This window comes from Emticicia sp. TH156, assembly GCF_002855535.1.
Taxonomy (GTDB): domain Bacteria; phylum Bacteroidota; class Bacteroidia; order Cytophagales; family Spirosomataceae; genus Emticicia; species Emticicia fluvialis.
Genome location: NZ_PKRS01000011.1, coordinates 132,903 through 148,664, shown reverse-complemented (window position 1 = coordinate 148,664; position 15,762 = coordinate 132,903). Strand labels below are relative to the sequence as shown.

Annotated in this window: 12 protein-coding genes; 2 read left to right on the top strand and 10 right to left on the bottom strand. The window is 42.7% G+C overall.

Annotated elements, in window-relative coordinates; genetic code table 11:
* Nucleotides 1–200 precede the first annotated feature (200 nt).
* From C0V77_RS19625 to C0V77_RS19615, 3 genes are all read right to left on the bottom strand, one after another.
* Nucleotides 201–596 carry a hypothetical protein gene (locus C0V77_RS19625; protein WP_101728080.1) on the bottom strand — a complete coding sequence of 132 codons (396 nt, stop codon included), beginning with the start codon at nucleotides 594–596 and terminating at the stop codon, nucleotides 201–203.
* A 177-nt stretch (nucleotides 597–773) separates the two neighbouring features.
* The gene (gene glgP / locus C0V77_RS19620) at nucleotides 774–2,420 is read right to left on the bottom strand and encodes an alpha-glucan family phosphorylase (protein WP_101728079.1); all 1,647 of its coding nucleotides are present in this window, start codon (nucleotides 2,418–2,420) and stop codon (nucleotides 774–776) included.
* A gap of 83 nt (nucleotides 2,421–2,503) precedes the next feature.
* Nucleotides 2,504–3,754: a glutamate-5-semialdehyde dehydrogenase gene (locus C0V77_RS19615; protein ID WP_101728078.1), complete on the bottom strand. Its 1,251-nt coding sequence runs from the start codon at nucleotides 3,752–3,754 to the stop codon at nucleotides 2,504–2,506.
* Between the two features lie 92 nt (nucleotides 3,755–3,846).
* On the opposite strand from C0V77_RS19615, the gene C0V77_RS19610 reads away from it, so the two are divergent.
* Entirely contained in the window at nucleotides 3,847–5,331 is a 1,485-nt protein-coding gene (locus tag C0V77_RS19610; protein ID WP_101728077.1) for a DUF4301 family protein, read from the top strand.
* Between the two features lie 3 nt (nucleotides 5,332–5,334).
* Entirely contained in the window at nucleotides 5,335–6,429 is a 1,095-nt protein-coding gene (locus tag C0V77_RS19605; RefSeq protein ID WP_101728076.1) for a phosphotransferase family protein, read from the top strand.
* 57 nt (nucleotides 6,430–6,486) lie between these two features.
* On the opposite strand, the gene C0V77_RS19600 is transcribed toward C0V77_RS19605, so the two are convergent.
* The 7 genes from C0V77_RS19600 to C0V77_RS19570 form a co-directional block, all read right to left on the bottom strand.
* Nucleotides 6,487–7,899 (bottom strand): tetratricopeptide repeat protein, encoded by a 1,413-nt coding sequence (locus C0V77_RS19600; protein WP_101728075.1) that lies wholly within the window; start codon nucleotides 7,897–7,899, stop codon nucleotides 6,487–6,489.
* 262 nt (nucleotides 7,900–8,161) lie between these two features.
* The gene (locus C0V77_RS19595) at nucleotides 8,162–9,163 is read right to left on the bottom strand and encodes an SDR family NAD(P)-dependent oxidoreductase (protein WP_101728145.1); all 1,002 of its coding nucleotides are present in this window, start codon (nucleotides 9,161–9,163) and stop codon (nucleotides 8,162–8,164) included.
* Nucleotides 9,164–9,324: 161 nt separating this feature from the next.
* Nucleotides 9,325–9,783 carry a DUF5606 domain-containing protein gene (locus tag C0V77_RS19590; protein WP_101728074.1) on the bottom strand — a complete coding sequence of 153 codons (459 nt, stop codon included), beginning with the start codon at nucleotides 9,781–9,783 and terminating at the stop codon, nucleotides 9,325–9,327.
* Nucleotides 9,784–9,898: 115 nt separating this feature from the next.
* A complete protein-coding gene (gene yihA / locus C0V77_RS19585; protein WP_101728073.1) occupies nucleotides 9,899–10,501 on the bottom strand; it encodes a ribosome biogenesis GTP-binding protein YihA/YsxC in 603 nt (200 codons plus the stop codon).
* Nucleotides 10,502–10,638: 137 nt separating this feature from the next.
* A complete protein-coding gene (gene sppA / locus C0V77_RS19580; protein WP_101728072.1) occupies nucleotides 10,639–12,408 on the bottom strand; it encodes a signal peptide peptidase SppA in 1,770 nt (589 codons plus the stop codon).
* A gap of 251 nt (nucleotides 12,409–12,659) precedes the next feature.
* Complete coding sequence (locus C0V77_RS19575; protein WP_101728071.1) at nucleotides 12,660–14,054, bottom strand: rhodanese-like domain-containing protein; 1,395 nt, start codon at nucleotides 14,052–14,054, stop codon at nucleotides 12,660–12,662.
* A gap of 179 nt (nucleotides 14,055–14,233) precedes the next feature.
* Nucleotides 14,234–15,727: a GH3 auxin-responsive promoter family protein gene (locus C0V77_RS19570; RefSeq protein ID WP_101728070.1), complete on the bottom strand. Its 1,494-nt coding sequence runs from the start codon at nucleotides 15,725–15,727 to the stop codon at nucleotides 14,234–14,236.
* Nucleotides 15,728–15,762: the final 35 nt, after the last annotated feature.

Sequence of the window (15,762 nt, the reverse complement as noted above, 5' to 3'; positions counted from 1 at the left end):
ACAAATGGCTATTCCTAGAAATTCTTTGAAAGTCAAAGTCTTTTGTTGGAATCGTACAATGATATACATAGCAGTAGCCCGACAAAGACTTTGCCACAAAGAAAAACGGTGTTTTGTGTTGGAAGCTAAAATGTTACTTTTGTTACAACAGCCTCACCAGCAGCTTGTAATGGCTGCGGAAGTATGTAGCTACGGTAAGTTCAGGCGAACAAATCTGATTGTTCGGGAGGGGGAGTGTTCAGGCCCAGGTACACTTCATGTACAAGGGAGGCGGAAAAGGCAGCTTCCTTACCAGGTTTGTGTTCAGCAACCACAGGATTGAAAAATCCGGAGCTGATGTATTCATCGGCGTCTTCCAAACCATAAAAGTTGGTTTCAAAAGAACAACTATCTTCAATGCTAATATCCAGACACAGCTCTGATTCATTTGTTGTGAGTTCATAGATACGGAAGGCATCACTTACGAACTGTCTGCAAATAAATAAGAACATCAGCAGTAATAAAAAATGTACGTATGTAGTAGTTTTTTTCTTAAATACCGGCCTCATGTCTTTCACCAGAAAAAGGATATCTGTTGCAAATATAGATATTAACAACTAATGCACTGCCGGGGTTTCAAAAAACTGCTAAATTTCTCTATAAACGACTTGATTTAATCGACCAAACGAAAGAAGTGCATCTATTAGGAATAGATTATTGGCAATCAAAAAAAAAAAGGGTATCAGAAGGAATGCCCCTCTGATACCCTCAAAGATTGAACCTGCCGGAAATGCCTAGTAGAGTTTTTCGTAATACTCGGTTGCCATGCGGTCTGAGTCAAAAAAGGCATTTACGTCTTGCATACTTTGCCATACCATTTGCTGCCATTCAGCTGGTTTGTCATAATACATTGGTAAAATATGCTGCTCAAGTGCATCAAACAAGTTTTTGATATCCTGTGTATCTCTGTCCTGCTCGGGGTACCCCGGGGCAACAGGAACAACAAAAGAATTCTGTTTGGTAGCAAATTCGCAAATCCAACCGTCGAAGGTAGACAAATTAAGCGCTCCGTTCATGGCGGCGGTCATACCGCTTGTACCCGATGCTTCGCGCGTTACCACAGGCGTATTGAGCCACACATCAGCCCCGTCTTTTAGGGTCTTTGATAATGCCAGCTCGTAACCCGTCAGCACAGCCATGTTTGGGAAAAGATGACTTAAATAATACAGATGATTAAATGTATTGATGGCGCCTTCGTCAAAGGGGTAAGGTTTGCCCGCCCATATAAACTGAATCGGGTATCGTGGGTTTTTCATCAGTCTTTCAAAACGCTCGCGGTCTCTGGTCAACAAATCAGGGCGTTTGTATCCGGCAAAGCGCCTTGTCCATACAATAGTGAGTACTTCGGGCTTGAAAAGTTTGCCACACTGGTCGGCCACGGTTTTAAACAAGCTGTTCTTCAGCTCTTTTTTTCGGTCTGCTATTGTTTTTGTATCGGCCTTTTTTCTGGCTTTTTCAAGCGTTTTATCGGCCCAGTAAAGGTTATTCTGGGCATTGGTTATATGGGTTATTTCGCAAACCCCTGCGTAGCCTTTCCACATCGTTCGCGACACTTCGCCATGAAGTTTTGACACCCCGTTGGCTTTTTTGCTGAACCGGAGCGCTACCAGTGAATGATTGAAAATGTTATCTTTTATGCCCGTAATTTTTCTGACTTCGTTGGTGGGTATGCCGTTAAAAAAGCTCATGCTTTCAAGCAGGTAGATGTCGTGCTTTTCATTACCAGCTTCTTCGGGTGTATGCGTGGTAAACACCAGTCTTTTTTTTACCTCTGCGGCATTGCCCAGTTTTTTATACAAATGAAAAATGCCCGAAACGGCGTGGGCCTCGTTAAAATGATAAGTTTCTGGCTCATAATTGAGTTCGTCCAGCAATTTCATACCTCCCAGGCCTAATATCATACATTGCGCAATCTTTGTATTGGCGTCGGCGTCATATAATCTGTATGAAATGGCTCTCGCCCAGGTGTCATTACCGTCAGTATCGCTGGTAAGGAAGAACATGGGTACCGTGCCGAAAGTTTGAGGCGGCAGAAAATAGGCTGCTATCCAGACAGGGCGATTCTGAATAGTTATCTGAAAACGGATGCCTGTATCTTTAATGAAACTATATATTTTTTCGCGGAATTGCACCGCCATGCTGTTATCAGTATTCCGCCCCTGGTCGTAATAACCATACTTCCACAAGATGCCTATGCCTATCAGGTTTTGTTTTAGCTGAAACGCACTGCGCATGTGAGAACCCGCCAGAAACCCAAGCCCACCCGAATAGGTTTTCAGTGCCTGGTCTATGGCAAATTCCATACAGAAATAAACAGCAGATTTTTTGAATTGAGGTGCAAAAGTATAAGGATGAGCCAATTGCTCAGGAAGGTTTTTCATACTTACTCAGGTGTTTGTTCGGCAAATATTACCAACAATTACATTTTTAAATTTCAATCAATTAAAAAAATTATACCAGCCCTTTACCATCTCACTTGTCCGTTGCCGGTTATTACCCATTTTTCGGTTACCAGTTTTTCTAAAGCAAATGGCCCTCGCGCATGGAGTTTTTGCGTAGAGATACCAATCTCGGCGCCTAAACCAAACTGCCCGCCATCCGTAAAACGGGTAGAAGCGTTATGATACACAGCAGCGGCATCTACCTCTGCCAAAAACTGATTGGCCAGTGCCTGGTTTTCTGTCAGGATAGCCTCCGAATGCCTTGATGAATGCTTTTGGATATGCGCCAGAGCTTCGTCAATGCCTTTTACGGTTTTAATAGAAATTTTATAATCAAGCCACTCTCTGCCAAAATCTTCGGCTCTTGCCTCATGCAGGTTGGTATAACCTGCCTCTTTAAGTACTGCAAATGCGGGGGCATCGGCATATACTTCTACGTTCCACTGCTTTAAGTCTTCTATCAGTAAAGGTAGAAAATCACCAAGAATGTGCTCGTCAATAATGGCACAATCAAGCGAATTGCAAACAGACGGGCGCGATACCCTGGCATTGATTATTATGTTTTTGGCTTTCCCCAAATCGGCTGTTTTTTCTACATAAGTGTGTACCACACCAGCGCCGGTTTCAATGGTGGGAATCAGCGAGTTCTGGCGTACAAACTGAATGAGGGAGTCTGAACCCCGCGGAATAATAATATCTACAAAACGGGTGGCTTTGAGCAGTTCTTCAGTAAACTTACGGTCAACGGGTAGCAGCAATACCACCTCTCTGGCTAAGCCTGCTTCTTCAAGTGCCTGATGTATAAGGCTAACCAGGCATTGGTTAGAAAAACTGGCTTCTTTGCCGCCTTTCAGCATGCAGGCATTGCCCGACCGCAGACAAAGTGCGGCAACATCAACAGTAACATTAGGCCTTGACTCATAAATAACGCCTACCACACCCATCGGTACTGCTATTTTTTTAATATTCAGGCCGTTTTCCAGCTTTTTATTAAGCATAACTTCACCAGTGGGGTCGGGTAAAAGAGCTACCTCCCTTAAAGAATCGGCAAGGCCCTGAATACGGCTTTCGTTCAGCAGAAGGCGGTCATACTTGGGGTCTGATTTATCCATCAGGTCAAGGTCTTTTTTGTTTTCTGCCATAATGAGCTCTTTCGACTGCTCAATGCCATTGGCCAGGCTGTTCAGTAGTTGTGCTTTCTGTATTGCTGGTAAATTTCTGATACCTGCCGATGCCTGTTGTGTAGCCTGAAGAAGTGGAAGAATGCTGTTCATAAATTTCGCCCCAATGTATTGCCTTGATTCTAATTTTTCGTAAAATTACATCGCAATAATTACAAACGAAAGTATAAATACTCACAAGTAACATGCTTATTGAAAAAGACATTAACAAAATAACACAACGCGGGGCAAGCCTTGAAACCATTCAGCAACAGATAGAAAATTTCAAGAAGGGGTTTCCGTATCTGAATGTAATTAAAGCAGCCACAATTGGTGATGGCATTATCTCTCTTTCTGACTCTGAGGCCGATAAATATGCCGGTTACTTTGATTCTAGAGCCAATGATTTGAAATTATTGAAGTTTGTGCCGGCATCTGGTGCGGCTACCCGTATGTTTAAATCTTTGTTTTCGGCCAAAGATGAGGGCAAGATGGATAAATCAGTAAATGAGTTTCTGGAACGCCTGAAAGATTTTGCTTTTTATGACAAGCTGATTGAAACCATTGGGGAGGCATCGGCCGATTATAAAACGGTGCTGGAGCATTTACTGACTAGCAAAGGACTTGATTATGGTAATTTGCCGAAGGGCCTTTTGCATTTTCATGGTTATGGACAAGCCGCACGCACCCCGGTAGAAGAGCATCTGGTTGAAGGTGCCAGATATGCCAACAGTAACAAAGAAGTGAGGCTCCATTTTACAGTTTCGCCAGAACACAGAAAAAAATTTGTTGAGCTGATTGACGCTGTACTGCCAAAATATGAAGCAGAACATGGTGTAAAATATAGCATCAGTTTCTCTGAGCAAAAACCGTCAACTGATACCATTGCCGTAAATTTGGATAATACGCCTTTTCGCACGGCAGATGATGAGTTGTTGTTCAGACCTGCCGGGCATGGCGCATTACTTGAAAACCTGAATGAACAGGAAGCCGACATTATCTTCATCAAGAACGTTGACAATGTGGTGCCTGACCGTCTTAAAAAAGAAACTATTCTCTATAAAAAAGCTTTGGCGGGTGTGTTACTGGAGTATCAGGATAAGATTTTCGGGTATCTTGAGAAACTATATAACGAAGAAATAAACGAAGCCCTTCTAGCCGAAATACTGGACTTTCTTGAAACTAAACTTTGTACGCTACCTCCGGAAGGCTTCGGAGCGTATTCGTTTGATGCCAAGGCCGATTACTGTAAACGTAAACTGAATAGGCCGATACGCCTTTGTGGTATGGTGAAAAACGTTGGCGAGCCAGGGGGTGGGCCTTTCTGGGCAAAAGACCCCGACAACTCTGTGTCATTACAGGTTGTGGAATCGGCGCAGATTGATCTGGATAACCCTGAACAGAAAGAGATTTTTCAGAAAGCCACACACTTTAACCCGGTGGATCTGGTATGCTCGGTAAAAGATTATAAAGGCAATAAATTTAACCTGTTGCATTTCCGCGACCCGCAAACCGGCTTTATTACCCAGAAGTCGCAGAGTGGTAAAGACCTGAAGGCGCAAGAATTGCCTGGCTTATGGAATGGTGCGATGTCTGACTGGAACACGCTTTTTGTTGAGGTACCTCTCATTACTTTTAACCCGGTTAAAACGGTAAACGACTTGTTAAGAAACGAGCACCAACCAGCCTGACACATGAACTCTATCACGATAGATTCTCCAACCGGCATCAGGCAGGGCGAAGAAATTGATTTGAAGAAACTCAATGATTTTTTAAGCGGGGTGTTGCCGGATTTTGAACCGGTTGTAGAAATAGCGCAGTTTCCGGGAGGGTACTCAAACCTTACTTACCTGTTAAAAACGTCAGGTATGGATTATGTTTTACGCAGACCCCCTTTTGGGGCAAAAGATATAAAAGGCGGCCACGATATGGGCCGGGAGTTTAAGATTCTGACTGCTTTGCAAAATAGCGGGTACAAAAAAATACCCCGGCCTGTTGTTTTCACAGAAGAAGAAAGCATAATGGGTTGCCCTTTTTATATCATGCAGCGCGTTGAAGGGGTGATTCTGAGAGCTAAAGATGCACCAAAACTGATAAACACCCTTGCGCCTGCGCTGATGCGTAAAATGTCTGAAGCTTTATGCAATAACTTGGTAAATTTACATGCCATAGATATTGAGGCACAGCAAGAGGGGTATCCGGCGCTGATAAGCATTGGCAAGCCTGAAGGTTATATTCAAAGGCAGGTTGATGGTTGGTATAAGCGTTATCTGGTGTCTCAAACGGATGAGATTCCGGCCATGGATAATCTGGCAGCATGGCTGAAAGCTAATATGCCAACGGAAGGGAAACCTACTTTGATACACAATGACTACAAGTATGATAACCTGGTGCTGAATGCTCAGGACTGGGCCGATATACTGGCTGTGCTGGACTGGGAAATGACAACTGTAGGCGACCCTCGGATGGATTTAGGCACCACGCTGTCTTACTGGGCTGAGGCCGCCGATGGTATGTTTGAGAAAGGCTTTAATTTGTCATGGTTGCCGGGTAATATGACCCGCCAGGAGTTTGCAGACCGCTACGCTGAAAAAAGTGGAAGAGATGTATCTAATATTCTGTACTTCTACGTATTTGGGCTTTTCAAAAACGCAGTGGTGATTCAGCAGATATATGGCCGCTATAAAAAAGGGCTTACCAAAGATGAGCGCTTTGCCGACCTTATTTTTGGTGTAAAGGCTTTGTCAAATAAAGGTACAGTATCGGTAGATAAAGGCAAGATGCTGTAAGAACGGTATTATGATTAGGCAAAAAAGGCTACCTGATTTCAGGTAGCCTTTTTGCTTTTATTTGTATTGCTCAATAATTCTGAATAATGCCTTCTGGGTATTCAGGTTCGGGAAAAAATCATAAACCTGAGCGTGGGCGTCATAATTAAGAGTAAGGCCGGTTTCCAGATAATGATAGGCTTCGTTGAAGTTGCCGTCAAGAATGAGATAAACTGCCGCCCTGTAAAACAAATCGGCATCGTCGGGTATTTCATTGATACCATCATAAATAATTTCAAATGCCCTGCTGTATTCGTTCTGTTCAAAAAACAATAAAGACCAGCTTAGCCAGGTGTCTATGTTTTTTGGGTCTAGTTCTATGGCATGAGTGTAGGCTTCGTTGCTTGATACTAAGTTCCCCATTTTTGCCTCGGTGTCTGCCAATAGTAACCAATAATCGGCATTAATTTCGTTCAGCTTAATGGCTTTTCGGGTAAAATGATAACTCTCATACCAGCGCCCTAATTCATACAGTGCTGAACCCAGACCAAACCAGGCTTCGTCCCAGTTTTCATCCAGATTTATTGCCTCGTTATAATACTTGTATGCTTCATCGAACTGCTCCAGTTTTTCGCAGGCAATGCCCAGGTGCGTATAAACTTCAGCTGTAGGTTTTTCATATTTAAGTACTTTCAGATAACACTCTTTGGCATCAATATGGTTTTCCATATTAATGTAGGTGTAGGCAAGATTAAACCAGCCTGATGCAAATTTTTCGTTAATTGTAACCGAGTAGTCATAGGCATAGGCTGCATCTGAATGATTATTGAGCCTGCCGTATACCATACCCAATGCAAACCATGCCAGGTAAGAATAGGGGTTGTTATCGATCAGTTCCTGAAAATAAGCGATGTTTTCTTCCAGTTTTTTGAGTTGTTCAAGACAAAAAACCAGCTCATAGAAAGCTATTTCTTCATTAAACTGATACTTGATTGCTTTTTTATAGAAATGCGCCGCTTCTTCAAATTTCTGCCAGTTCTGGTAGGTCTGCGCAAGCTGAAAATAGACAGATTCCGGCTCTTCTGAAATCAACAGAGCCTCTCTCAGGTACTCTACGGCTTCTTCATAACTACCCATCATATTACAGATTACACCACGCATATAGGTAATTTCGTTGTCTGAGGGGTTGAATGTCGAGGCCCTGTCGAGCACTTCCAGCGCTGCTTCAAACTGCTCGTAATTAGCATGTATCTGGGCCTGGTCTAAAAGAAGATCAAGTGAGTAGGGGTATTGTTCCAAACCCATTGAGCAGGCTTTCATGGCCATTTCCCATTGACCTGCCAGAATATAGTATTCAGATATTTGTTCAAACGTTTCCTCGTCAAAGAAGACCGTTTCTCCGCTTTTGAGCATTCCTTCAAAACGTTCGACAGTCGCTTTTACATCTGCGTCATCGAAGTTTTCGAATCTGTCGCTGAATTCGTGTTGCATGTAAGATTACCCAAAGTTTTTACGGCCCAACCATAGGACGGTAATTTTATAAAAATTTGTTCAGATAAGTCTTAATCATATATAAACGGGCTTTAAAAAAAATAAAAGTGTTTTGATTAAGCTTTTCAATAATGACAAATAGAAAAGAATAATGATTAAATATAATGTTTTTTTGTTAGAAGTCAATAGTCAGGGCCAATTTAATTTCTTTTGGTTTTTGGCCTTCCAGCTAAATTATTGAAAATCAATTTTATTAAATACACTATCGGTTCTTTAATAAAAACACAGTTACCCGCTTTAAGGTTTCGTCAAAATCAGTAAACCTGAAATGCAAGGCGTTTTGTATTTTGGAGTTTTTGTAAACAAATTTCATCTGCGAATTTTTGGCTGTTTCTTTGGTTATCAGCGGAGCTTTACCTGTAAGCATAGAGCGGAAGGCTTCTAAACGCCAGATGATTTCAGTAAGAACCGGAGACACTTTTCTGGTTGGCGGTTTTTTATTAAACAAGCCTGCTACCTTTGTAAAAAAGTCTTTATAACTCACTGTTCCACCGTTCAGAATAAACCTTTCTCCGTCAATGTCAGAGTTAATGAGCTGATAAACAGCTTCTACCACATCATTTACATCAACATAGTTCAGGTTGCCTTCGCTATAGTAACGATGCTCGTCATAAGCATATTTAAACAACTGTGTGCTGCTTTTGCCCCAGTCGCTTTCGCCAAGAATAACCGATGGGTTTACAACTACCACAGGCAGGCCTTCTGCATTAGCGCGCCATACTTCAAGCTCGGCCAGATACTTGGTTTTGGCATAATGTGAATTAATCGGCGATTCTTCCCATTTCTGGTTTTCGTCTATTTCAATTGATGGGGATGTTAGCTTTAACTGCACGTCTGGTTTTCCTAAAGCGGCTATAGAGCTTATGTGGCAAAGTTTTTTTACGCCGTGCATCAGGCAGGTGTTTACTACATTGGCGGTGCCCTCTACGTTTACTTTCAGCATACGGTCTTTGTCTTTGGGCGCATAAGAAACCACCGCCGCGGTGTGCACAACAAAATCTACCTTCTCTAAAGCCTGCTCTAACGATTTAATGTCCAGAATGTCGCCCTCAACAATTTTTATTTTGTCCGCTACTTCTTTCAATGAGCTCAGGTCGCTTTCTGCACGGCATAAAGCCAGTACTTCAAAATCTTCTTGGGCAAATCGTCTGGCTGTTGCACTACCCAGAAGTCCGTTTGCTCCGGTAATAAGTATGCGTTTCATATAGATATCTATTAAACTGGCCTGTATTCTATGTTTTGCAAAGGTAATAGCAAAACTGCTAAAAAAAAGCAGTGAATGGTTTTGGCAAAGGGCATGCAAACAAAAACTCCCTTATTGAACTGTAAGCCAACAAGGGAGTTTTGGGTGCTGTAAACAGAAGATTACGCTTTTGCTTCTTCAGCCGCCGGTGTGGCTTCGGTTACTTCTTCAGCCGCTGGCGCTTTAAAAATTTCAGGTAAATATTTAGAAAGAACGTTATACCAGGTGATGATTTTCTTAACATCAGACGCATAAACGCGCTCGCGATCAAAATCAGGCGCTATTTCTGCAAAAAAATCAAAAAGCTGATTGTTTGAGAAATTCTTGTAGGTTTCTTCAACAGTCTCTCCATGCACTTCTCTGATTTTCAGGAAAATATCAGAAAGTGGTATTGACTTATTGTGGTCTTCGGTATAGATTGAAATATCTTTTAAAACAGAAACCCGTGCATTGGCGCTTGCCATTTCACGTTGTTTTTTGTCATCAAGGGTTTCTACAATTACGCCATTACGGCCTGGCTTTAAAATTTTGTACAATCCGCTTTTTCCCGATATATGGGCAATGTCTCTAAGTAATTCCATTGGATTTTAAGCTTTTTTAAGGCTAAGCCTCAAATTGTTTGAGTAATTGAATAAAGAATTCAGTATTTAGCCGGAGTCAGACAACCAACGGCTAATGCGGCTGCAAAATTATAAATTATTTTTTAAATGCCTGATTTAACTCTTCTATTGCTTTCAATAATTCTTCACGGCCTGTTTTTCTTTCTGACGAGGTTACAAAGTACGGCGGTACCTTGGTCCAGGTCATTAGCATTGTTTTTTTGAATAAATCAATGTTTTGCTCGGCTGTAACTTTGCCTACTTTATCGGCCTTGGTAAATATGATATAGAACGGGATGTCTTTCTCGCCTAGTGCATCAATAAAGTTCAGGTCAACGGTTTGTGGTTCAATTCTGATGTCAATCAGCACAAATACGCACATCAGGTTTTCGCGGTAGGCCAGGTAGTCCCAAATCATTTTATCCCATTTGTCGCGTTCGGCTTTCGGAGCCTTAGCAAAACCATAGCCGGGTAAGTCAACAAGAAACCATGCATTATTAACCATAAAATGGTTGATAAGCTGGGTTTTGCCGGGTGTCTGCGAGGTCTTAGCCAGATTTTTGGTTGCCGTAAGCATATTAATCAATGAAGATTTACCTACATTTGACCGGCCGATAAATGCGTATTCGGGCAGTAAAGGTTTGGGGCTCTTACGGTAGTCGGAGGCACTCTGTACAAATTTGGCTTCTGTTTGCTTCATAACATTTCTCTGTTGGCCAATACAAATTATTGACTTGGGTATCTCATTCTTTTAAACAAAGAAGAGAGAATAAAGCACAAAGGTAGTACTTTTTTCTCTCTTCTTCCGGTTTGTAAGCCTTGCTTTACGGGCAACGGTTACTTTATCTCCATTTCAAATGGTATTCTGGCCTGTAGTTTATCCATGCTTTGTAAGGTTTTTACCTGTTTTGCCAATGGCGCCAGTGTACCCAGATATGCCCTTAGTTTTTCTTCTTCTCTTTCCTTGCCGAATTTCTCCATAAAAGCCTCAATTCCGGTCTTCTGTATCGGGTAGTATTTCACCCGGTAGTCTCCTTCTTTTAATTTTGCTTTTTTAGCTGCAATACTGATGGCAACATCCATCCCTCCTAGAACATCAACCAGACCATTTTCTTTGGCTTGTTTGCCTGTCCAGACCCTTCCACCTGCCAGAGATTTCAGTTTCTCAATGCTCATGTGGCGGCCTTTGGCTGCTTTTGATGTAAACTCTTCGTAGCCGCGGTTAACACTGTTCTGAATCATCATTTTTTCGGCATCGCTCATGGTGCGGGTCGCTGAAGGAAAATCTGAATATTGGTGTGTACCCACGCCGTCAAAAGTAATACCCAGTTTCTGGTTCATCAGGGTTTCAACATTGAAAAGCATACCAAATATACCTATAGACCCGGTTATGGTTGTAGGGCGTGCCACAATGGTATCGCAAGGCATAGCCATATAGTATCCTCCGGAAGCGGCGTAGTCGCCCATTGAGGCAATAACCGGTTTTACTTTTTTGGTCAATTCTATTTCTCTCCACATGATGTCAGACGCCAGCGAACTACCGCCACCCGAGTTGATTCTGATCACGACGGCTTTCACCTTGTTATCTTTACGGGCTTTTTGCAATTCTTTAATGATTTTGTCTGAACCTATAGAGCCATCTTCGCCTTCTCCGGTTACAATATCTCCTTCTCCTACAATTACGGCTATTCTGTTTGACAGGCTTCCTTCCTTAACAAACTTCTCGGCTTTCAGATATTTATGAATACTGATGTAAGATATTTTCTTATCATTTTCTTCTCCGGCAGCTTTTCTCAATGCCTGTTCAAATTCGTCCCAGTAGCCTGTGTTGGTTATTAGTTTGTATTTTACGGCATCAGACGGTTCCTGAATCAATGCGTTGTTAAGAATATTGTTCAGTTCTTCCATTGGGATTTTTCTCGATTCCGAGATGTCTCCATAGAAGCGCGCGGCTATGTCGTTTATAAAAGATTGTGTCTGCTCGCGGTTGGCATCACTCATATTGGTTCTGATGAAAGGCTCAACGGCACTTTTATACTCACCAACTCTGAAAATCTCGGGCTTCACGCCTATTTTTTCAAAAAGGCCTTTCATAAAAGTATATTTGGCACTTAGTCCGTTAAAATCCAGGCCGCCACTTGGGTTAAGGTAGCTTTTGTCGGCCACGCTTGATAAATAGACAGCGCCCTCAGACATCACTTCGGCATAAGAGTAAATAAACTTTCCTGATTTCCGAAAGTCAATCAAATACCCTCTTATTTCCTCAAGCGTAGCAAAGCCGGCTGTAGGGTACTCTGCATGCAGGTATATGCCCTTGATGTTCGGGTCTAGTTTGGCGTTTGCAATAGCTTCTTTTATTTGAGGTAAACCTATCTGCCCGGGGCCTCTGCCACCTGAAAGAAGCTCGGTGAAGGGGTCCTCCTGAGGTGTGTTCTCGCGGATTATCTGATTAAGGTCTAATTTTAGAACGGAGTTTTTTGATACAAATGTTTTTTCGTCAGAACTTGACATCAATGAGCCAATGCCCACCAGAATAAAGAAACAAACTACAAAAAACAAAAGCAGCCCAACGATTGTCGCAAAGACGTATTTCAGGAATTGTAACATAATTTTTTAAAACGGTATAGTTAATTTAGTGTTTTCATGTATCAGCATTACTTTTTCAAAACTTCAGGATGGCTGTTTAGTTGCGGTATTGCTCCGGATGGTTTTTCAAAAATAATTATTAATTGCAAAAATATATGTTGCCACATTAATAAGTACAGATATTTTGATAAATGGCAGAAGTATGAGCTAAGAGGAAATTTGAAAGGATAAAAAAAGGCACCTGTAAAACTCAGTTGACAGGTGCCGGATTTTTAGTTAGTGGCAACGGTGTTTGCCATCGGCAGAAACTGCCTGATGGCTCCTATGCCACCCTCAACATTTATGACGTTATCGAAACCCCTTGATTTTAAGATTGAACTGGCAATCATAGACCGGTAACCACCTGCGCAGTGTATGTAGTTGGTCTGGTCTTTAGAAAACTCGGCCATGTTTTCGCTGATGTAAGCCAGCGGAACATTCATGGCACCGGCTACAAACCCGGTCTCAAACTCAGTAGCCTTGCGTACATCTTTTACCAGCGTATTACCTTTTTTATATTCTTCGGCAAATTGCTCTGCCGAAATAGAAACAATATTATCAGTTTCTTTGCCTGCTGCCTGCCAGGCTTCTATGCCGCCCTTCAGGTAGCCTATAATGTTATCATAACCAACTCTTGATAAGCGCGTAATTACTTCTTGCTCGGTGCCGTCGTTGGCTAAAAAAAGTATCGGCTGATTAATGTCGGTTATCAGCGTGCCAACCCAGGGGGCAAAGTCGCCTTTCAGGCCAATATTGATACTGTTGGGTACAAAGGCATCTTTAAAGTACTCAGGCTGGCGGGTGTCTATAATTACCGCACCGGTTTCGTTGGCTGCTGCCTCAAAAGCCGCTGGCGACAATGGTTGCATGCCGGTCTGCATTACGGCTTCCAGGCTTGCTGAGCCTGCTTTGTTTAGCTGTACATTTTTAGGGAAATAATAAGGAGGAGGCGTTAAACCATCTGTTACGGCATTGATGAACGCTTTTTTGGTTTGTTGCTGCAAAGCGTAGTTTACCTGTTTCTGATTACCGAGGGTGTCGTAGGTTTCTTTGCTCATGTTTTTGCCGCATGCCGAGCCCGCCCCGTGTGCCGGATACACTATCAGGTGGTTGGGCAGGGGCATAATCTTTTCACGCAGCGAATCATATAAATAACCTGCCAGGTCTTCTACCGTCAGGTCCGACTTCTGAGCCAGGTCTGGTCTGCCTACGTCGCCTATAAAAAGGGTATCGCCGGTAAAAATGCAGTATTCTTTTCCTTGTTCGTCAAACAACAGATAACAGGAAGACTCCATGGTGTGCCCCGGTGTATGCAGCACTTTTATTTTTATTCTGCCCAATTGAAACGTTTGTCCGTCGGTGGCAATGATACTTTCAAAAGCAGGATTGGCATTGGGGCCATAAATAATGGGCGCCTGTGTTTTTTGCGAAAGCTCCAGATGCCCGGATACGAAATCGGCATGAAAATGGGTTTCAAATATGTATTTTATGGTGGCTCCGTCTTTACGGGCTTTGTTGAGGTAGGTGTTTACTTCGCGCAGCGGGTCTATAATGGCAGCTTCTCCGTCTGATTCAATATAATAGGCACCCTGAGCCAGGCAGCCCGTATAGATTTGTTCGACTTTCATGCTTTTGTTGATGTGTTCTGTTTGCTTTTGTCAACGTGAATTTATAAAAAATTGTTCATCTGCCATTCATCAGGTGCCGAATCAACAAGATACTTCAGTAGCCCGGGCAAAAAAAACCAACCCCGCGCAAAGCGCAGGGCCAGCCAAAACTATTGATTAATGATTGAGATGGCAATCGGCTAAACCATTTTGCCAAGCACGTCGGCAATTTTGCGGTCGTTGGATAAACGAGGGACTTTATTCTGCCCACCCAGTTTACCTTGAGAACGCATAAAGGTAATAAAGGCGTCGCGTTGCAGCGGTGTAATAACCAGGCGCTGAAGAATGCTTCCGGTTATGAGGTCGTCGTAATAAACGTTCAGTTCGGTCATTCGTTTGTCGAGGTCTTCGGCAAACTGAGCTATGTTTTTTGGCGGTGTGGCAAATTCAATAAGCCATTCATGGTAGGGCAAACCTTCTGCCGGGCTTACCATTGGCGCCACTGTAAACTCAATCAGTTCTACTTCCGGATGGCGTTCGCAAGCAAACTTCATAGCTTTTTCTACTTCTTCCCCAATCACGTGTTCGCCAAAGGCTGAAATAAAATGCTTGATACGGCCAGATACTATTACTCTGTAAGGGTTCAGGGATACGAACTTCACGGTGTCGCCGATAGAGTAACCCCATAAACCTGCATTATTGTTTATTACCAGCGCATAGTTTTTACCCAGTTCTACCTGCTCAATGCTCAGGCGGGTTGGTTTTTCGTTGAAATATTCGTCAATAGGTATAAATTCATAGAAAATGCCAGTGTCTAACAGCAGCAGCATACCAGGGTCACCCTGTTTATCCTGATAGGCAAAGAATCCCTCAGAAGCCGGAAAAAGCTCTACCGAATCAATTTTTTTGCCGATAGACTCATACAGTTTAGCGCGGTAGGGTTCAAAATTAACACCGCCATAAACGAACAATTCAAAATTAGGGAACACATCTTTTATCTTTTTACCCGTGCGAGCCTGAATGCGGTCGAAGTACATCTGTACCCAGGGCGGAATACCCGATATGAGGCTCATGGGCTGATTGATGGTTTCATCAATTATTTTCTCCAGTTTTTCTTCCCAGTCTTCAATGCAATTGGTTTCAAAAGACGGCATCCGGTTGCTTTGCAGATAAGCAGGTACGTGATGGGTAGAGATTCCGGACAGCCTGCCGATATGTATACCGTTTTTTTCTTTCAGCTCCGGGCTACCTGATAAAAAAATAAGTTTGTGGTCCAGAAACTGCGATTTGCCTGTCTCATGAATATAATTGAGCAAAGCGTTTTTGGTCGAGTTAATATGATTATGGATAGATTCTTTTGAAATGGGGATAAACTTGGTGCCAGAGGTAGTACCAGAGGTTTTAGCGAAATAGAGCGGTTTACCCGGCCAGAGAACATCTTCACGGCCGTCGAGAATCTGACTGATATAATCTTTTATGTCTTCATAGTCTCTTACAGCAACCGCCTGCTTGAAATCGTCATAAGACCTGATATCCTTAAAATAATGGTCTTTGCCAAAGGCTGTATCGGTTGCTTTTTCAACCAGCGTTTTTCTCCATCCGGCCTGCACTTCTGCCGAACGGGCCATCCATTTTTTTTGCTTGGCAACAACATAAGCTGCCAGCGGTTTGCTTAAAATTGACCGTATTCCCATAATATGGCAAATATAGGAGTTTAGAATAAATATTG